Raw genomic sequence first — 20280 nt, 5'->3', positions numbered from 1 at the left:
TACCTCAAGACGAAATGAAGTAAGAAACGGCATGTACGGTACTATGAGTTAATCTTCTAACTCGGGACGTTTAGGGCGTTCTTTACCAGAATCTCGCTTTCCACGTTCTCTACCACCTGATCGGCCACGTGATTGAAACCGTTCCATCATTTTCTTTAACTCGTCTTTATCAATGACCTTGTCTTGATTGGTATCAATCCGATCAAAGATAGGTTGCATCCGTTCTGGAAGCTCATCTTTTGTTAGTTTTCCATCTTCATTTTTATCATTCTTCATAATCCGGTCTATGAAGTCTCCGCCGCGATTTCGATTTCGATCGCCGTCGCCTCCATCATTTCTGCCACGATCACCGTCGCGTAGTCCTCTACGATCTCCATCACGTGGCCCTCTTCCCTCGGGACCGCCAGGACCACGTCGATCACCATCTCGTCTACCAAAATCAGGACGCAGTTCCTCTTCGGTCAACTTTCCGTTTTTATCTTTGTCCAGCTTTTGAAGAGCGGCAGTAGCGTTTTCCATTTCCTCTTTGGAAATTTCTCCATCTTTATTGGCGTCTAAAACAATAATAATGGGCATGATTGTCATGATGTTAGGACGACCTCCTAGACCTCTTCGACCGGGACCTCGGTCACGGTCTCCTCTTTCAGGCCGATCTCCAAAGTCTCTTCGTTCTGGACGATCACCGCGTTCTCTACGCTCTGGTCGGTCTCCCCGATCTGCATCACGTTTTTCCCCTTCAGGAGGTTGGGCAAATACAAGCGTGGTGGCACAGATTGCAAGTAAAGTTGTGTAGACAGAAAAACGATTTGCGATACGCATCAGAGTGTCTCCGGATAGATTGTTAGAAGTGATAAGTGTCTATCTTTGAATACTTTACAGTTTTTTAGATAAGATACGAGGTAGAATACGAAAAACTCATTGGCTCCAAAAAGCACTCATGAATTAGCAAAAATATGATTGATGGCATACCTCTAACGTATTTTCCACTCAGATTTAACACGGTGGACGAGAAAATGTTTCGAAAAACTCATTAATCTGAATGAATTTCTAACAGATGAGTTTTTAAACAACAATTGATGATTTCCCGCTTTTGGCGTGGTATTCAATACGCCTGGCATTTTAAAAGGACTTGGGCTTAAAACAATTGCTACAAAAAAACGCTCGCAGAGAGTACTGCGAGCGAATTCAATAAAAATGAAAAGACCTTAAAAGCTTCCCTTATTTAAAGGCAGTCACTCCAGGCATCGCCACAGGAGGAACAGGCAATGAACTCCATTCATAGCTGTCTGGAGTTAAATCTTCTGTGGAGTTCATCGCCATTTCCCAGGTAACGGTTTTACCGGTATAAGCGGCCATTCGCCCCATAATGGCAAGCATCGTACTCTTCGTCATGTACTCACCATTATTAATTGCTTTTCCTGAGCGAATACTTTCGAAGAATTCATCATGTTCAACCTGGTACATGTTTTTACTTTTTCCTCGGAATTGCCAGGTTTTTTCACCTTTAGGGTTATAGATACGATGTTTAAACACATCGACGCGACCTTTGGTTCCAAAAACGTGATCAGAGACATCAACGGCACAACCATCCTGTTGCCGGCAACGGCTAAATCCTTTTACTCCATTAGGATATTCATAAGCGATGGCAAAGTGATCGTAGATGTGGCCGTAATCTTTCCCAGTCCGGGTCTGACGGCCACCAGTTCCACTACAGGAAATCGGAGTCTGATCTTTCATTGCCCAGGCCATTTTATCCAAACTATGAACGTGCTGTTCATTATTAAAATCTCCTGAGAGCCACGTGAAATACAGCCAGTTTCTCAACTGCCATTCCATGTCACTCCATTCCGGTTCTCGCTTGAACATCCATAAGCCACGCGTGTTATAACTACATTGGATAGCCATTATATCGCCAGCGGCACCGTCATGGATCTGCTTAAATGTTTCACGCATTCCCTGGTGGTAGCGCCAGCAGAGACCCGACACGATAGAGAGATTTTTCTCCTTGGCTAACTTGCAGGTTTCCAAAATGGAACGAACGCCAGGTGCGTCCACAGCTACCGGTTTTTCTGCAAAAACATGTTTACCCGCTTCAATCGCCGCACGCATTTGCATCGGACGGAAATGAGGGGGTGTTGTTAACAGAACAACATCGACACAGTCAATCACTTTTTGATAAGCATCGAAACCAACAAATTTATGGTCTGCATCGACTTGCACCTGTTTCGCCACAGGGTTCTTTTTTAAGTTTTTATGACTCTTGTCAAGATGGTCATAAAACGCGTCGCCCATTGCCACTAGTTTCGCATTGGGGTCGGCTGAAAGTGCTTGTGCTGCCGCACCGGTTCCACGTCCTCCGCATCCAATCAAGCCCACACGAATGACGTCTGTGCCTCCCGCAAACAAACCAGATTGCAGCGCGGCCGTTTGAGGTGTTCTGGCCAGAGCAGCACTCGATAATGTGGATACAGCGGCAACGGCCGCGGAACCATTTTTAATAAACTCACGTCGTGTTGTGTTTGAAGTCTGTGAAGGATTGGGATTCATAAGGTGGTCCTGAGTAAATTAGCTTTGTTATAAAACTGAGCCTTTCAAGATACCATAGCATCCCTACTATTTTCGAGTCAAAAAGGCGATTCAATTCAGGATTTTCAATGGAGATTTGAACATGTTCTCAACGCGATTCATCAGATTGAATGAGAGCGTCGATATGTTGGCGGCCAAAACGTTTCAGGCTGGCAACTCCCAAATTTACGTAATGCTGCCAGGTTGCCTTCAAACGTTCTTGTTGCGGTTCTGTGAGCACCTTAATTTGTCGTGCGGGACAGCCAGCCCAAAGAGTATTGGGTGGAATGTGGATTCCTTCACGTACCAGGGAGCCCGCAGCAATCAGAGCCCCTTTGCCTATGACGCACCGGCTGAGAATAGTGGCGCCGATGGCAATCATGGCATCATCTTCGACGACTGAACCATGCACAATCGCAGAATGTCCCAACGTAACCCGATCTCCTAGAATGCAGGGGTGCTCGTAATCTGTATGCAAAATGGAACCATCTTGCACGTTGGTCTCTTCCCCCACTTCAATGTATTCTAAATCGCCTCTTAATACGCACTGATGCCAAACAGAACTGTGTGCTTTCAAACGAACTCTACCTGTAACTATGGCATCAGGGGCTACCCAGACAGTTGAATCAATCAGTGGCCGGCAATGTAAAGCATTCCAATCGCAGCCGACTTCGGGGTATGGTAATTCGGGATGGGCAGGAATTTCAGAAGCGATTTGAGGCCATTCAGGAGCAGAATGCGAGTTATCCATTTGAATTACCCTCTTGCAAATTTTCATTCGATTGGGATGTTTCACCCACGGGGCTATTGGGAATAGGCGGTCTCTTTTTTTCCATTAAAAAGAGACCACCAATAGTGAGTGCAGTACCAGTTAATAGCCAGACGGTTAATTCTTCACCAAAGAAAATCACACCTGCAAAAGCAGCCATTGCTGTTTGAGAGGCATTCAATAAATTGACGCGCGTCACACTCAGGTATTTCATGGATGCTCCGATGGCGAAGAAGGCAATCGCATTCATAATGCCTGCAATTAACATGACAAAATATTGCCAGGGTGTCGTCTCCCATAGAATTGAAAAACCGAGTCTATAAATGGCAACAGTCGTTAGACAAACTAAACCGGTCGTGCTGATTAAAACCAGTGTTGCCGAAATGGAAAGTTCGCCTCTGACGGAACCACGAATGACAGTACCACCAGCTCCATAAGCACAGCCTGAGAAACAGGCAACAAAAATGGTCAGCGCTACGGTGCTCATTGAATTCGTATGGTGTTCCATATGCTCGTAAACAGAAACTTCTGCTTGATGGGCTCCCAGGCTGAGTAGCACGATGGCTGCAGTTAGTACCAACATAGATACAAGCATGCGGCGTGTAATTGCTTCTTCCAGAAAAATACGTCCTAATAAAGCACCTGTTGTGAGTAGCGTGGCAAAACACAGAGGTACAGAAAGCGCCAACCCACCCAGACTTAGCGACCACTGGAACATAACGTTGCCACCAAATTGCATTACCAGGCCAGTCAGGATTAATGGGATGACGAGCCGACGAGGGGGTAGTGAGGGTAGTCCTTGAAAATCACGATAAGCAACAATGACCCAGCCTGCGATCGCCGCAGGAATGGATTTGAGTGCAGAGATCCAAATTGCCCAATCGGCATTGTTATCGACTGCAGCCTCTCGTAGAGCAATATTGGCTGCTGTGTAAGCAAGTGCTGATATCAGTCCGAACAGGGTCCCACGTACTCCAGGAGAGAGACCGCTCTCATGCTGGCTTTCAGAGTTGTGAGTCGGAGAGAGAACGCGCGTATTCGATGAAGTCCCTTTAATAGTCTTCATCCTCTTGTTCCAGCCGTTGTAACTCAATCAAACGAGGATCCAGGTCTTCTACGATTGCATACTTTCCTTCAGACCAACGGAACAGATCGACATCGCGGCATTTTTTGCTACAAAAAGGGAACGGAGATTGTTCATCACTAGCTTTAACTGTGACGACTTTTCGACATATGGGACATGTTTGAGGTTGAATCATCGAAGCCTCAGACTGAAAGAGAAGCAATAGCAGGGTTTGATTCTCTTATAGATGAATCCGGGCAAAATTTCAAAGGTAATCAGGATTCAGATGAGGAACTCTTGTCAGTTGAACCTGAATCTTTGCCGGTTTTGGATTCGGAACTCGCTGATTGAGCCTTACTATCTGCCTCCGCTGCTTTTTTATAAGAACTGCTGCGGTAATCAGTTTGGTAAAATCCTGATCCTTTGAAAATGATACCGGCACCAGCACCAATGACTCGCTTTGCACGAAGCTTGCCGCAGGCTGGGCATTTTCTCAGTGGTTTTGCAGTAATAGACTGAAACTCTTCCCATTTATGTTCACACTGGGAGCATTCATAGTCGTAGGTTGGCATCGATCAAATACCCTTGAAGTAAGATAATGAAATGAATTTAACTTTCGGTAGGACCAGAGGAAACGATGACTTTGGTTGGGCGAACCACACGGTCATTCAGAATGAAGCCCTGTTCGAGTTCCTGCATCACAGTCATCGGAGGATGTTCATCCGAGGGGAGCTGTTGTAATGCTTCATGCAGGTTGGGATCAAACGGTTTTCCTAATGCATCAATGGCTTTGATGTCATGCTGTGAAAAGATATCCACAATTTGTTTTGCCACCATTTCCACACCCTGTTTGAGTTCATCAACGTGGTCCGCGCTTTCTGCTGCGTCGATAGCTCGTTTGAGATTGTCCAATGCTGGCAATAAGCTCTGAATAAAAGGTGCGGCTGCATATTGGCGTGTTTGTGCCAATTCTTTCTGATAGCGTTTGCGGGTGTTGTCCAACTCGGCTTGCGAACGTAAAAAGCGATCTTGTGCTTCATCTCGTTCCGCTAGTGCTGTTTGTAATTGTTCTTCTATAGTCGGCGTTTCATCAACCGTTTCTTTTTCTGCCTCTTCTATGGGATTTTCTTCGGGTTGATTCTGAATTTCTTCAGGCTGTTCCATTTCTGACATTCTTCCGACCTATTAACGCTCTTTAAATTAGATTTGTAACTGATTAAAAAGGATGATCCTGACACAACATTCGATCTTGTTTAATCTGAGTGTGTAAAGTATTCCTTTAGTTTATCAAAAAACGAATTTCGATTGGGACTACGATGCTGTGAAACTTCTGTATGTTCAATTTCAGCTAAATCACGCAGCAGTTCTTCTTCACGTTCTGAAATTTTCTTGGGTACATCAATTTGGACTACGACATGCAAATCTCCTCGGCGACCGCCATGAGGGTTCGGCATACCAAGGCCTTTCAGGCGAAAGACTTCACCCGGTTGAGTACCGGACGGAATCTTTAAATCGTGTCGTCCTTCCAAAGTGGGAATCTCAATGTTGGCTCCGAGAACCGCTTGGGTATATGTGATAGGAACGTGACAACTCAGTTCTTGTTCTTGTCGTCGGAACAGAGGGTGTTCGTCAACGCCCACTACCACATACAGATCGCCGCGTGGTCCACCATTGGCTCCCGGATTCCCTTCGCCTCTCAGGCAAAGTTGCATTCCATTGTCAATGCCCGCTGGTACTTTGACGTCTAACGTCGTGTCACGAGCAACCCGGCCTTGCCCATGACAATCGGTGCACTTATCTGAAATGACGGTGCCTGCACCACGGCAGCGAGGACACGTTGTTTGAACTCGGAAAAAACCCTGTGATTGGACGACCTGCCCTGCTCCACCGCAGTAATCACAATCGTCTGGTTGTGTGCCTGGTTTGGCGCCAGAACCATGACATGTTTCACAGGTTTCCTGACGGGTGATGTTAATTTCCCGTTCACAGCCCGATGCAGCATCGAGTAAATCAATTTGGATGCTCGTTCGCAGGCTTTCGCCTTGTCGCGGACGATTTCCACCTCTTTGTGACGAACTTTTGAATCCGAACCCTTCAAAGAGGTCTCCAAACGCACTGAAGATATCAGATACGTCATGAAACTGACTCCCTCCAGATCCAAAATCAGCATGGCCATAGCGGTCGTAGTGGGCGCGTTTTTTCTCATCCCCCAGGACCTCGAAGGCCTCTGATGCTTCTTTAAAACGTTTTATAGCCTCTTCGTCACCAGGATTCCGGTCAGGATGGTTCTCTAACGCCAGCTTTTTGTATGCTTTCTTGATCTCAACGGTGGTCACTTCGCGCGATACATTGAGAACTTCATAATAATCGCGTTTCGATGCCATTTCTTACAACTCGTCGTTAAAGGTTTTGAAATTTACCGAACTCATTTAGGTTAAATTTCTGAAGCCAGTTATTCTCTTAGAACTGAAAAAACGGGCCACCATTCTACGGCGGCCCGTCTGATATCACAAAGTCAATACTGAAATCAGTGAGATGATTTTCAGGAAAACATCGAAATTACCGAACACTTCCTTCGACATCAGCCAGTTTGTCGCCTTCAGTGCTGTCACTTCGAGTCACTAGGACTTGTGTGGTCAACATCAGGCCAGCGATCGAAGCAGCGTTCTTCAAGGCGTTTTTCACAACCTTAGCTGGATCGATAATTCCTGCTTTAAACATATCAACGTATTCGCCACTGTTGGCATTATAGCCTTTGGACCCAGTAAGTTGTTTTACTTCGTCAGCGACGACAGCACCATCGGTTCCACAGTTTTCGGCGATTTGGCGAATTGGTCCTTCCAAAGCACGGGCTACGATGGCGATACCAATCTTTTCATCGCCATTTTTGCCTTTGACATTTTCAACGGCTTCGATGGATCGCAGAAGTGCCACCCCACCACCAGGAAGAATTCCTTCTTCGACAGCAGCGCGAGTTGCGTGTAATGCGTCTTCCATGCGGGCTTTGGTTTGCTTCATTTCAGTTTCGGTGGCAGCACCGACAGAAATAATAGCCACGCCACCGGTTAGTTTGGCAAGCCGTTCCTGGAATTTTTCACGATCATATTCGCTATCGGTTTTTTGCAGTTGTCCACGAATTTGAGCAACACGCGCCTGCAGTGCCTCAGTCTCTCCGGCCCCTTCAATCAGTGTGCATGAGTCTTTCGTGATTTCGATCTGCTTGGCTTGGCCCAGCTGACTTAATTCGACAGATTCCAGTTTGATACCAAGGTCTTCGGAAATAACAGTACCACCAGTGAGCACAGCAATATCTGCCAACATTGCTTTACGACGATCACCAAAGCCGGGGGCTTTGACTGCGGCAACATTCAGGACGCCCCGTAACTTATTGACAACTAATGCTGTCAGTGGCTCACCTTCAACATCTTCAGCGATAATTAGAAGAGGTTTGCCCGTTTGAGATACTTTTTCCAGAAGAGGAACTAAATCTCGCAATGCGGAGATTTTTGATTCATGAATCAAAATATAGCAATCCTCAAGGATCGTTTTCATGCCTTCCGTGTCGGTGACAAAGTAAGGAGAAATGTAGCCTTTATCGAACTGCATCCCATCGGCAAAGTTGAGGGCTGTTTCATTCCCTTTGCCTTCTTCGACAGTGATCACACCGTCACGGCCCACTTTCTCTACCGCGTCAGCGATGAGGTCTCCAATGACAGAATCATTATTCGCCGAGATCGCACCGACCTGAGCAATTTCTGACTTTTCCGTCACAGGTTTAGCGAGTTCTTCGATTGCTTGTACCGCAGCAGCGACAGCTTTGTCGATTCCGCGGCGAACGATCATAGGATTCGCTCCGAGGGAGATGCCTCGCAGGCCTTCCTGATAGATGGAACGAGCTAAAACAGTCGCAGTCGTTGTACCGTCCCCAGCAATGTCGCTGGTCTTAGAAGCGACTTCGTTGACCAGTTTGGCTCCCATATTTTCGAAGGGATCTTCGAGTTCGACTTCCTTACTGACTGTAACACCGTCTTTGGTCACCAAGGGATTTCCAAAGCTTTTATCAATGATCACATTGCGTCCCGTAGGACCCATTGTGATGGCTACAGCGTCGCTAATAGTTTGCACGCCCTTTTTAAGCTTAGTACGTGCGCGATCTTCAAACAATAGTTGCTTTGCCACGCTTATAAACTCCTCTGTTTAACAGGAACGAACATGTGATCGGATTACTCCGTTCTCCCCTGCGTGATTTTGTGGTTTGAATTAGATTTCCAGATTAGACAGCAATCAGCATTTTGGATAGCTGTCTGATGTTCCGGGAAATGTACGTTCCTTATTTCATGATTTTGGCAAGAATATCGCTTTCACGTAAAATCTTGACTTCTTTGCCACTCACTTCGATATCAGTTCCACCATACTTGCCGTAGAGTACTTCGTCTCCTACTCCAACGGCAACGGGGCAACGTTCACCACTTTCCAGAAGTCGTCCTGGACCAACGGCGACAACAGTACCGCTTTGTGGTTTTTCCTGAGCGGTATCAGGCAAAACAATTCCACCGGCTGTGGTTTCTTCCGCAACATTTGGTTCAATGACAATACGGTCATCAAGGGGATTCAGTTCCATTATGTTAACTCCCGATTATTCCAATTGATCTAGTTGTATTTATGAATCCAGGATCAGTTCCTGGATAAAAGTCACGTTAAGTATTACAAAGAAAGTTGAGCATAGGCCCTGTGATCATTTCGTAAAGAGTTACGAACGATGCTAGAAGCCTCCCATGCCTGGCATACCACCCATGCCTGGCATTCCGCCACCCATACCACCCATGCCCGGCATGCCGCCCATGCCTCCCATCCCACCCATGTCGTGGTGGTCGTCATGATGATGATCGTCTTCTTCGTCTTTCGGTTCTTCTACTACGATGGAGTCTGTTGTCATGAGCAAGGTGGCAACACTGGCTGCATTCTGTAATGAAGAGCGTACTACTTTTGCTGGATCAACGACACCAAAGTCAAACATATCGCCATAACGATCATTCAAGGCGTCATAACCAAAGGAATTACTTTTGTCTTTTTTCACGCGGTTTGAGACAACGGAGCCATCGAGACCTGCGTTTTCTGCAATTGCCCGTAGCGGCATTTCCAGAACTCTTTGGATTAAAGAAACCCCTAAAGCTTGATCGCCAGACAGCTTTAAATTATTGAGCGATTTGGTAGATCTTAGTAATGCAATTCCACCTCCGGGAACAATACCTTCTTCGATGGCAGCACGGGTTGCAGAGAGTGCATCATCAATCAGGTCTTTTCGTTCTTTCATTTCTGTTTCGGTGGCAGCACCCACGTTAATTTGTGCTACACCGCCGGCAAGCTTTGCCAAACGTTCCTGGAGTTTTTCACGATCATATTCACTGTCAGTGACTTCAATTTCTGCTCGGATTTGGTCAGCACGACCACTCACAGCAGCTTTATTTCCACCACCACTAACGATGGTTGTATTATCGGTGTTGATATGAACCTTTTTGGCTTGGCCAAGATCTTTCAGTTCAACCGCTTCCAGTTTAATGCCAAGATCCTTGAAAATGGCTTTACCACCAGTCAAAACGGCAATGTCTTCAAGCATGGCTTTGCGACGATCACCGTAGCCAGGAGCTTTTACAGCACAGACTTTAAGGATTCCTCGCAGCTTATTCACAACTAAAGTTGCTAATGCTTCACCTTCAATATCTTCTGCGATGATTAAAAGTGGTGAACCATCTTTGGAAACCTGCTCCAGCAATGGCACTAATGCTTGAGCCGAACTGATTTTTTCTTCGTAGATTAAGATACGAACCCGTTCCAGATCGCAGGTTTGATTATCTTCATCAGTCACAAAGTGAGGTGAAAGGAAACCGCGTTCGAACTGCATGCCCTCTACCAGATCTACTTCTGTTGAGACACTGCGCCCTTCTTCTACAGTGATCACACCATCTGCTCCGACTTTTAGTAGAGCGTCGGCCAGGATCTTTCCAATTGCCGGGTCATTGTTGCCCGCAATAGTGGCAACCGTTTCAATTGCCTTTTTATCCTTGCCTTTTACTTCTTTGGAGATTTTTTCAATCTGCTCTACCACGGCATCGACGGCTTTCTGAACACCACGACTCAGTGCCATTGGATCTGCACCAGAAGCAATGTACTTCAGACCTTCCCGGTAAATGGCTTCTGCCAAAACGGTGGCCGTTGTGGTGCCATCGCCGGCGACATCATTTGTTTTTGATGCAGCCTCTTTTACTAATTGGACTCCCATATTTTCAAATGGGTCTTCCAGTTCGATGTCTTCCGCTACAGTGACACCATCTTTGGTCACCTTGGGGGTTCCCCAGCCTTTGTCTAAGACAGCATTACGTCCTCGGGGACCAAGCGTACTGCTTACTGCCCGCGATAATTTGGTGACGCCTGCCAATAAACTCTTTCTGGCCTCTTCGTCAAAGCTTAAAAGTTTTGCCACAGTCTCTCCTCAACCAGCAATAAATGGCCAATAAATTTGCCCATGATCACGATAACTCACACAAGAACGATGAACTTCTATGCTAATCCCATGCAGATTAGCGTGTGAGTACGTTAGGTGTTTCATAACAAAGTTGGCAGGATCATCCTTAGACCCCGACCATGCGAACCCCTAAATGCAATCATCATGCCAATTGAATTTAGGGGGCGTAAGAGTCTGTGATACAAGGGATTGCAGAGAAATGATGATTCAATAGGGTTCAGTGGACTGCCAAGTTGGCAGCATTTCAGCATCAATGCAATTCTGACCTCAGCTGTGTTTGGGCTATCTGCTTTTTGTTGAGTAGCTGGTATCAAAAATTAATCAGAGTGCGGCCATTCCTACCCCTCTGAGTTGCCTGCTTAATAAGCGGGCAACTCAGAGACTTAATGCCTGATCAAAATGCATGACTAGCCCCCCCAAATCAAGTTTTAGAAAATATTAATTTAATATGTAACGCCTTAAGTCTATTCTCATAAAGAAGATAAGACTAGCAGTTCTTACCGGAAAAGGTAATGAGGCACACTGTTTGCTTTTTGGCTTGAAAACCAAAAAGTGCTCAAATCAGTGATTGGTAATTAGGGGCCTAGATCAAATTTATTAATTCTTAAGACAGCAAGCGAAACAGCGATTGATTTAGACTCCGGGAAAGGTTTGCAACAAAAATGAATTGGAAAAATGCGCTCACGGGCTTATTGTCTAGCCTTGTCGTAGTGTTAGCATTCACACAACCGACAATGGCATTTGATGAATCTGAGTCGACTGAAACACCAGCAGTCGAAGTTACTGAAGAGTCAGTAGAGGAAACGGAAGAAGCCCCCGCCCTGTCATTATCTGAGATCTATTACGCTCTCGACAACAGTATGTTGTTCCTGTGTGCGGTTCTGGTGCTCTTCATGCAGTCTGGCTTCGCGATGGTCGAATCCGGATTTAACTCCTCGAAAAATACAATCAATATTCTTTTCAAGAATCTTATGGATGTGTGTGCCGGCGTTCTCATTTATTATGCCATCGGATATGGGTTAATGTATCCGGGTGACAATGGGAATGGATACTTCGGTTTTGGGCAATTTGGTATTGGTGAGGCAGGAGATGCTGGACCTGGCGTCTTGCATCCTCAAGTCGATTTCCTATTCCAGGTCGCCTTTGCAGCAACTGCGGCTACGATCGTTTCGGGGGCTGTCGCTGGTCGTATGAAATTCAGCTCATACCTCATCTATAGTATCGTGCTCACAGGGATTATTTATCCGATTAGTGGATACTGGAAATGGGGCGGTGGATGGTTAGATGCGAAAGGCTTTTATGATTTCGCCGGTTCAATTGTAGTACATGCAGTTGGTGGATTTGCCGGTTTAGCTGGAGCACTTGTGTTGGGACCAAGAATTGGTCGTTTCAAGGAAGGCAAATCCTCTCCTATTCCCGGTCATAATATAGCTCAAGCCACGCTGGGTGTCTTTATTCTCTGGGTCGGTTGGTACGGATTTAACCCTGGTAGCCAATTGGCATTTGCAGGCACTGATAATACCAACGCTGTGATGTTGATCGCAACAAATACGACTCTCGCTGCAGCGACGGGTGGCGTAGCGGCGATGGTCTTGGGCTGGCTCATGTATGGCAAACCCGATATCTCGATGGCTTTGAATGGTGTCTTGGCTGGATTGGTTGGCATTACAGCCAACTGTGATAGTGTGACCAATGTTGAGGCGATTGCCATAGGGGGCATTGCAGGAGTATTAGTGGTTGGCGGTATTCTCGCTCTGGAGAAATTGAGAATCGACGATCCGGTTGGTGCGTTTCCCGTGCATGGTCTGTGTGGCATCTGGGGGGGAGTCGCCACAGGTATCTTTGGTGATTACGACCTGGGTGTACAAATCCTGGGATCAATTGTGATTCCCGTCTATGCATTTATCACAATGTTCGTTCTCTTCTTCATATTGAAAGTCATAGGACAATTACGTGTATCCGAAGAAGACGAATTGAAGGGTCTGGACTTATCAGAGCACGGAATGCAGGCTTACCACTAAGCTATAAATCTGAAAGGACAGCAGAAACACTGGTGCTTTGCAGGAGGTACCATTTAGTGTGACTGACTGATGGCTTGAGAAATGACTTCTCTCGCCATCAGTTTTTTTATGCGCTTTGAGCAGCGCTTCGACAAAGAAATCGGAAGAATTCCTTGAGAACTTTGCTCCGCTTACTTACTGTGAATAGTAACTCTAGTAGTAACGATCATTCAATGAGCCTGCATTCAGCCCAAGGAGCAATCAGATGGCAAAGTACGTTTTGGCCCTCGATCAGGGAACGACATCAAGCCGATCCATATTATTTAACCATCAAGGGCAAATCGAAGCGACTGCACAGCAAGAATTCGAGCAGATTTTTCCCTCTCCCGGATTGGTAGAGCATAATCCGGAAGCGATTTGGGATTCACAATTGGCAACGGCTCAAAAAGTCATTCGACAATCTGGTGCTGATTTGTCTGAAATCGCTGCGATAGGTATTACGAATCAGCGAGAAACAATTGTGCTTTGGGACCGTGACACGGGCAAGCCTGTCTCAAACGCCATTGTCTGGCAGAGCCGTCTGACAGCAGGACGATGCGATCAACTCAAAGCAGAAGGTTACGAAAAATTGTTTCGTGAGAAAACGGGACTTGTTCTCGATGCCTACTTTTCCGGAAGTAAAATCGAATATCTATTGAATGAAATCAGTGGACTGAGAGATCAAGCCAAAGCGGGCAAGATTCTCATGGGAACAATCGATACATTTCTGATATGGCGACTGACCGGGGGAAAGGTTCATGTTACCGATCCAAGCAATGCCAGCCGGACACTGTTATATAATATCCACACTCATGAATGGGATGATGAACTGCTGGATGTCTTTGATATCCCCCGTTACATGTTACCTGAAGTGAAAAGTTCCAGCGAAGTTTATGGAGAGACTACTTCCGAACTGTTTGGGGCTCCGATCAAAATTGCTGGGATCGCCGGTGATCAACAGGCGGCGACATTTGGCCAGGGCTGCTTTGAATCGGGCTCAGCGAAGAACACTTATGGGACTGGCTGTTTCATGTTGATGAATACCGGCGAACAGCCTGTGCTCTCTGATGCAGGCTTATTAACCACCATTGGTTGGAGCATCAACGGAAAAGTCACTTATTGTCTGGAAGGCTCTGTGTTTATTGCCGGAGCGGCCATTCAGTGGTTACGAGACGGGTTACAGATAATTAAGACAGCGCCTGAAGTAGAAGCGTTAGCGTCACAAGTTGAAGATTCCGGCGATGTCTTTTTTATCCCGGCTTTTGTTGGCTTAGGCGCCCCGTATTGGAATCAAGATGCACGTGGAACTCTCATCGGGATAACACGCGGATCGACGAAAGAGCATATTGCCCGTGCTGTGCTGGAATCATTGGCGTATCAAAGCTGTGATGTATTACACGCTATGGAACAAGACTCAGATATTAAACTGAACAGTCTTAAGGTTGATGGAGGGGCTGCTGCCAACAGTTTATTAATGCAGTTTCAGGCAGACATGCTGGACGTGCCTGTTCAACGTCCGGTTGTACACGAAACAACGGCTTTAGGTGCCGCCTACCTGGCGGGACTCGCAGTTGGATTTTGGCAGGATCAAGCAGAGGTCACTAACAACTGGGCACTTGATGCAGAGTATCAGCCATCCATGGAAGCGAGCAGGCGAGATCACTTGTATCAGCGATGGCAAAAAGCGATTGAACGCTCGAAGGATTGGGTATAAATTTTGCACTCGTTGTTACTATTTTGATACTCGAATACGATCTCGTTTTTTCCCGGTAGTTAGAGAAAACAGAAAACGCCAGATCTAACTTAGGTATTGCTCGTAGGGAGTCGAGCCAGATTCTGGTCGGTACCAATGATTAATAAAATATCTGATTCCTGTATTTGATAATCAGGGTGTGGCACACAGTCGGTTGTGTACATCTTGCCCGTTTTTTGTTCGACTTCTTCAGAATTACGTTTCCGGATTGCGACCACATTGACCGAGTATGTGGATCGCATTGAAAGTTCGATCAAGTTTTTACCCACAAATTCATTCGGGGTTAAAAGCTCAATCATGGTATACCCATCACCGACTTGGAGATAATCTTCTAGGTGGGGGTTTGCTAATAACCGAGCGAGGTGAGTTCCCGCTTGTACTTCGGGTTGAATGACTTCTGTCGCGCCGATTTGAGAAAAAATTTCAGCATGAAATTTCGACTGTGCACGACAAATGATCTTGGGAACTCCCATTTTTTTGACTATCACTGTGATGAGTAATGCAGCCTCAAAGTTTTCACCAATCGAAATCACGCAGGCGTCGACCTTATCAATTTCCTGGCTCTTTAAAGCTAATTCATCTGTTGCATTGAGACGGACTGCGATGGCGACATCGTCTTTTACTTCATTGACCAGTTTATCAGAATGGTCAATAGCAATGACTTCCACACCGCTGTTTCCGAGACGTTTTGCCAGTTCGATTCCGAATCGTCCTAATCCGATTACTGCTACTTTTGTCACAGAATTATTTCTCCCACCAAGTATTAGTGTGTGATTGCTTCAACATAAACGCATCTTTGTCTAAGGGTGGATTAACCTAAATTCACACTTTCTTCAGGATAACTATATCGATATGAAGGACCACGATTCGTCAGAGCTATCAATGCTGTCAGGGGACCAACTCTTCCAATAAACATCGTAAAGATGATGACCCAATGTGAGGGCGTCGTCAAATCAGCGGTAATCCCCGTGGAAACACCAACGGTAGCGAAGGCGCTGGTCGTTTCAAACAGGTGGTTCAGAAAAATGTCTTGTCTGTTTTCAAACAAAACGACTAAAAGTGTCGACGACATCAGAACCAGAATGCTCAGTGAGATAATCGTTAAAGATCGGTTAATTAAAGCGCTGGGTATTGTTCGGCCCATGATTTCTACACGATCCCTGCCCTTGAGAAGAGACCAGACTGAGAGAATCGCCAGTGCAAAGACGACGGTTTTGACTCCTCCACCAGTTGATCCGGGAGAGGCACCAATAAACATGAGTAATACTGCAAACAGTTTAGACTGCGGCTGTAATTCTCCTAAGTCTACTGTGTTAAAACCAGCCGTCCTGAAAGAAACAGACTGGAACCATGCTGAATTGAGCAATTCTCCAGAAGAAACTTCTTTTTGCATATGGATTGATTCAAGCAGGTAGATTCCAATTGTCCCACCTGCGAGTAAGAAGATGGTTGTTATGAAAACGAGTCGTGAAGAAATTGTAAGCCTTACTTTTTGAGTGGGGTGATTAAACAGTGGTTTTCGCACTGAAAAATTTGAGAAATGGGTAATTCCATATAGCATAAAGTTATAGTTAACAGCAAAGCCTAAACCACCAATGATGATTAATATTGGCATTACTCCCCAAACTTGCCAGTGATGTCCCATGTTGAGTAGATTGTCATCCATCAAACTGAAACCAGCATTACAATAGCCACTGATCGAATGAAAAAGACTATGGTAAATACGATCTCCCCAGGGAAGTTCAGGCCAAAGACCTGACAGGAAAAATGCGCCTGTCAGTTCCGTAAAAATGGTGATTCCCAAAATTGCCAATACTAATCGTCTGACATCTCCTCTTTGATGCGATTCCAGCATCTCGCTGAACGTGACACTCTCACGAATTTGCATTGTGCGTCCAAAAGCGGCTGCAAAAAAAGCACCGAACGTTAAGATACCTAAACCACCAATTTGAAAGAGAAACATGATAATGGTGTGTCCGGTTCTGCTCCAGTAAGAGCCCGTGGGAACAATAGTGAGTCCTGTGACGCAGCTGGCACTGGTGGATGTAAATAAGGCAACCAGAAAAGGGGCCGTTTCCGAATCTTTGTCAGTAAGGTCCTGAACTCGTGCTGAAGGAAACATCAGGAGGGTGGTTCCAATGGCAATCAGGATGAGAAACGAAGCGGCAACGATTAACGCTGGATTCCAACCTCGAGATGAAACACGACGAATTAAAATGATCGTTTCATAGAGGCTCCTGAGGATGATGCAAAATTCGGAAACATCTAGAATCAATTCTAGTTGGTTAGGGATCAAATTGTGAAAAATGAGAATCGTCAGACTAGTGAGTAACCATATGCCGGAAATCAACAGATAGATCAGATTTCGCTTAATAAACTCTTTTTTTGAGATATACCAGAAATAGCGTAGTGAGAGGCTGAATCCAAAATACAGCATTGCGAGAACAATAGTGCCACCTAGTTCCCAATGTACTATAGTGGTAATCTTCAGTAAGCCATGTAGAATAACAAGGGCGATCACCGCGATGATTAGCGCAAAGATTTCTATTCGTCGCAATACACGGCAGCGCCGCGGATGGTGGGTTTGATATTCAAAGCGGCTTGGAAGATGTGACAATGCCATTAGGATTTTTTAATCTGCAACAAAATTCAAAATTATGAAAACATGTTCAGAGCACTTGTAGCACTATAATGCAATTGAAACTGTGAGAAAATGGTACGCGATTTTATTTCCGAAAGTTTGACTCATGATCCGATTCATGGATACATTCCCTTTACTTCTAAAACAGGAATTCCTGATGATGAAGTCTCTGAACAGGAGGTAATAGATCATCCCTGGGTTCAAAGGCTCAGGCACATTCATCAACTACAAACGGCGTGGTGGGTCTTCCCGTCTGCAGAGCATATGCGGTTTCAGCATGTATTGGGAGCGATGCATCTGGCTTCTGTTACGATAAATGCCTGGTATGATTCTCTGAATAGCGCCTGCAGGAATGTTCCTTCGTTGCCCTATGTCGAAAGTCTGGTTCGACTGGCTGCTTTATTACATGATGTCGGCCATGGCCCCTTCGGACATTTTTTTGACGATCATTACCTGGATCAGTTTGAGCTGACTCATGAAGACATCGGTGCCTATATCATTGAAAACGAATTGGGTGATTTGATTCGAGGAATTCGTAGAAATCCCAATGGGCGCTTAAATCCTCTTGAAGAATTGGATCCTAAACAGATTGGTTGGCTCATTCGGCGACCCGCTGGAGATTCTGAAAGCGAAGATGGAAATCCAGATTGGCTTTGCAAACTGCGGGCAATGTTCAGCGGAATTTATACTGTCGATAATATGGACTTCGTTTTACGCGATGCTTATATGTCGGGGTATAACACGCGGGCAGTCGATGTATCACGATTGGTACACTATAGTTTTTTTACGTCAGAGGGTTTAACTATTCATGGTCGTGGGTTACCTGCGTTAGTCAATTTTATTGAAACCCGAGCCAACCTTTTCAGGACGATTTATTATCATCGCACTGTTCGCGCAGTCGACATCGCTTTGGAAGAGATTTTCCCTGATACAATGGAGCACCTGTTCCATGGAAATCCTCTTGAAAAGTTGGATGAGTATTTGGGTTTTACAGAATCATCTTTTCTTGTCGACGTTGGCAGGTTTCAGAAAAGTTCTGATCCGGATGTTCAAAGTTTAGGAAAACGTTGGCAGGGGATTCTTTCACGAAATGTCGAGTGGAAGATGGCCTGTGAACGATCGATCAATTTTCATTCCGGAACGGCCGTCCATACCTCAATTTATTCTGAGCCTGATCTGGTCGAAAGGCGGGTACGTGCCAAACTGCCTGCGGAGTTAAATCAGATTCCACTAAGAATTGATGTTGCCAAGCATTATCATCGTCCTAGTGGGAGATTACCTGCAGGAGGCCAAAATTTCCTCCTTGATCCGGGCACCGAGGAAACACAGGAGCTTAACGATGATGAATTATTTCGGGCGTTGCCGGTGAGCTTTCTGATATTCCGAGTTTATACTCAGGACCATCAACACGATTTTGAGATTACCAACGCCATGAATGCTGCATTAGGAGAGGTCTCGGATTCCAAAACGAACATGTAATGCCCGCTTTAAATAATCGCTTCATCCGCTACAAATTCACCGAACTGCACAAGACTTTTGCCTCCGTGAGTTGTTCTCCAATGAAAACATTGTGAGCCTTGATAGAACTGAACAAGAATCGAGCTGAGTTCACGAAATGAAATTTCGTTGGAATTGAGAATCTTGAGGGGTTTTTGCTGTTTTTCTCCCTAAGTGTGCCAGACTAAAGTCCTGTTATGTCGATCGTGTCGACAGAGGAAAATCAATGCGACTGATTTTAAGTTAGAGTCGATAGAACAAACTATGATCGACTTAGAATTAGAACAGATGATGGAAAATCCCGAGTGGTGTCTTGTACTCAACCATTACAGCCAGTTACAGCGTCAGGCTAAGGAACAAAACCCTGAGTTTGATGGTTGGATTGGTCGCCAGAATAAAGTAGAAGGAGTTGTTTTGGAGCGGCTACCCCGTATTCATGGTAAGCTGATCGCCTTCGATTTACTAAAATTCCAGCTTTCCGGGCGAGATTCGGGAGTGTATTATCAAGTGACTCGTTTGGGAGAAAAAATGCTTCCCAGGCTGGAGAAACTGATTACTAGTGCAAGTAATCCTGAGAGCCCCGATTCAGATCTTACCTATGCAAAGTCAGCATAACTACTCTATTGAGTCTGTTGGCGTCCCCTGGAAAAATAAAACAGCCTCTATTGCTCGAGACAATAGAGGCTGTTTGAATTTATCATAGCTCTTCCTGACGGCTGTCACACAAAAGCGTTCCCCGTCAAAATCAGCTCAGCTTACGCTTTTTTAGGAGCGGGAGCAGGAGCTTTCTTTGGAGGAGCTGGTGCGTTTTCTGCTTTTGGAGCGGGGCTAACTGGTGCAGTTGAACCTTCGCAGCTTGAGCAAGGTGAAGCATTGCAGCACTTTGGTGCTGGTGCACAGCATGTTGGTGCTGGAGCAGGGCAGCATACGGGAGCTGGCTTGCAGCAACGAACGCGTTGTGGACGGCAGCAACGAACGCGTTCTGGCTTACAGCAACGAACGCGTTGAGGACGGCAGCAACGAACGCGCTCTGGCTTGCAGCAGCGTTCACGTCGTGGCTTACAGCAACGAACGCGTTCTGGCTTACAGCAGCGGTTTAGTAAACCAGCTTCTGTGTTTGATGTGCTGAAAGATGCAGCGAACAAAGTCAATGCAGCAATCATTGAGAGTGTGACAGCTTTTCGAATCATGGTGTACTCCTGAGATTCTTTAATTAAAAGTGGTTCCACTTCGCTGAAAAAAGCCACTTGCTCATTCTTCAGCGATGTCTCTAAGCCTACGTACTTAGAGAAAACAGGTCTGTTTTTCTAGTTTGGTAAGATTTGCCGGTTACAGCAAATACGCTGATTACAATACCAGAACGAATTACGTTGTCAAAGTAAAGACAATACAAAAAGTTAAGTTTCTCTAAAAATCCTCAATTTCCTGAA

At 45.6% G+C, this 20280-nt stretch carries 18 protein-coding genes; 4 read left to right on the top strand and 14 right to left on the bottom strand.

All coding sequences use genetic code 11. The features are described from left to right. Positions 1–48 precede the first annotated feature (48 nt). From V202x_RS06690 to groL (V202x_RS06640), 11 genes are all read right to left on the bottom strand, one after another. Positions 49–819, bottom strand: coding sequence for a hypothetical protein (locus V202x_RS06690; RefSeq protein WP_145172382.1), 771 nt, complete (start codon positions 817–819; stop codon positions 49–51). A 399-nt stretch (positions 820–1218) separates the two neighbouring features. Next, positions 1219–2547, bottom strand: coding sequence for a Gfo/Idh/MocA family protein (locus V202x_RS06685; RefSeq protein ID WP_145172379.1), 1329 nt, complete (start codon positions 2545–2547; stop codon positions 1219–1221). A gap of 127 nt (positions 2548–2674) precedes the next feature. Continuing rightward, positions 2675–3316, bottom strand: coding sequence for a gamma carbonic anhydrase family protein (locus V202x_RS06680; protein WP_145172377.1), 642 nt, complete (start codon positions 3314–3316; stop codon positions 2675–2677). Beyond that, complete coding sequence (locus tag V202x_RS06675; protein WP_145172375.1) at positions 3309–4400, bottom strand: DMT family transporter; 1092 nt, start codon at positions 4398–4400, stop codon at positions 3309–3311. The genes V202x_RS06680 and V202x_RS06675 overlap by 8 nt, the downstream gene beginning before the upstream one ends. After that, positions 4387–4593, bottom strand: a complete 207-nt coding sequence (locus V202x_RS06670) for a DNA gyrase inhibitor YacG (protein WP_144982807.1) — start codon at positions 4591–4593, stop codon at positions 4387–4389. The genes V202x_RS06675 and V202x_RS06670 overlap by 14 nt, the downstream gene beginning before the upstream one ends. Before the next feature lie 79 nt (positions 4594–4672). After that, positions 4673–4969, bottom strand: coding sequence for an FmdB family zinc ribbon protein (locus V202x_RS06665; RefSeq protein WP_145172373.1), 297 nt, complete (start codon positions 4967–4969; stop codon positions 4673–4675). A gap of 37 nt (positions 4970–5006) precedes the next feature. Further along, on the bottom strand, positions 5007–5561 hold the full coding sequence (gene grpE / locus V202x_RS06660; protein ID WP_145172371.1) for a nucleotide exchange factor GrpE: 555 nt from the start codon (positions 5559–5561) through the stop codon (positions 5007–5009). 89 nt (positions 5562–5650) lie between these two features. Next, positions 5651–6781 carry a molecular chaperone DnaJ gene (gene dnaJ, locus V202x_RS06655; RefSeq protein WP_145172368.1) on the bottom strand — a complete coding sequence of 377 codons (1131 nt, stop codon included), beginning with the start codon at positions 6779–6781 and terminating at the stop codon, positions 5651–5653. 175 nt (positions 6782–6956) lie between these two features. Further along, positions 6957–8576 (bottom strand): chaperonin GroEL, encoded by a 1620-nt coding sequence (groL, locus tag V202x_RS06650; protein WP_145172366.1) that lies wholly within the window; start codon positions 8574–8576, stop codon positions 6957–6959. 151 nt (positions 8577–8727) lie between these two features. Further along, complete coding sequence (gene groES, locus V202x_RS06645) at positions 8728–9018, bottom strand: co-chaperone GroES (RefSeq protein WP_145172364.1); 291 nt, start codon at positions 9016–9018, stop codon at positions 8728–8730. Positions 9019–9159: 141 nt separating this feature from the next. Then, entirely contained in the window at positions 9160–10878 is a 1719-nt protein-coding gene (groL, locus tag V202x_RS06640) for a chaperonin GroEL (protein ID WP_145172362.1), read from the bottom strand. 704 nt (positions 10879–11582) lie between these two features. Here groL (V202x_RS06640) and V202x_RS06635 point away from each other — a divergent pair. Together V202x_RS06635 and glpK are read left to right on the top strand one after the other, a co-directional pair. After that, positions 11583–12941 (top strand): ammonium transporter, encoded by a 1359-nt coding sequence (locus V202x_RS06635; RefSeq protein WP_145172360.1) that lies wholly within the window; start codon positions 11583–11585, stop codon positions 12939–12941. 244 nt (positions 12942–13185) lie between these two features. Further along, the gene (glpK, locus tag V202x_RS06630) at positions 13186–14673 is read left to right on the top strand and encodes a glycerol kinase GlpK (protein WP_145172358.1); all 1488 of its coding nucleotides are present in this window, start codon (positions 13186–13188) and stop codon (positions 14671–14673) included. An 89-nt stretch (positions 14674–14762) separates the two neighbouring features. Here the strand turns inward: glpK and V202x_RS06625 are convergent, their stop codons facing one another. Together V202x_RS06625 and V202x_RS06620 are read right to left on the bottom strand one after the other, a co-directional pair. Then, the gene (locus tag V202x_RS06625) at positions 14763–15452 is read right to left on the bottom strand and encodes a potassium channel family protein (protein WP_145172356.1); all 690 of its coding nucleotides are present in this window, start codon (positions 15450–15452) and stop codon (positions 14763–14765) included. Between the two features lie 71 nt (positions 15453–15523). Then, positions 15524–17335 carry a TrkH family potassium uptake protein gene (locus V202x_RS06620; protein WP_145172354.1) on the bottom strand — a complete coding sequence of 604 codons (1812 nt, stop codon included), beginning with the start codon at positions 17333–17335 and terminating at the stop codon, positions 15524–15526. Between the two features lie 90 nt (positions 17336–17425). Between V202x_RS06620 and V202x_RS06615 the strand changes: the two genes are divergently transcribed. Both V202x_RS06615 and V202x_RS06610 read left to right on the top strand, forming a co-directional pair. Continuing rightward, on the top strand, positions 17426–18832 hold the full coding sequence (locus V202x_RS06615; RefSeq protein WP_145172352.1) for an HD domain-containing protein: 1407 nt from the start codon (positions 17426–17428) through the stop codon (positions 18830–18832). Between the two features lie 282 nt (positions 18833–19114). After that, entirely contained in the window at positions 19115–19465 is a 351-nt protein-coding gene (locus V202x_RS06610; RefSeq protein ID WP_144982845.1) for a hypothetical protein, read from the top strand. 140 nt (positions 19466–19605) lie between these two features. On the opposite strand, the gene V202x_RS06605 is transcribed toward V202x_RS06610, so the two are convergent. Continuing rightward, positions 19606–20040: a hypothetical protein gene (locus V202x_RS06605; protein ID WP_145172350.1), complete on the bottom strand. Its 435-nt coding sequence runs from the start codon at positions 20038–20040 to the stop codon at positions 19606–19608. Positions 20041–20280 lie beyond the last annotated feature (240 nt).

The organism is Gimesia aquarii (assembly GCF_007748175.1).
In the GTDB taxonomy this organism is placed as follows: Bacteria; Planctomycetota; Planctomycetia; order Planctomycetales; family Planctomycetaceae; genus Gimesia; species Gimesia aquarii_A.
This window is presented reverse-complemented; position numbering and strand designations above follow the sequence as displayed.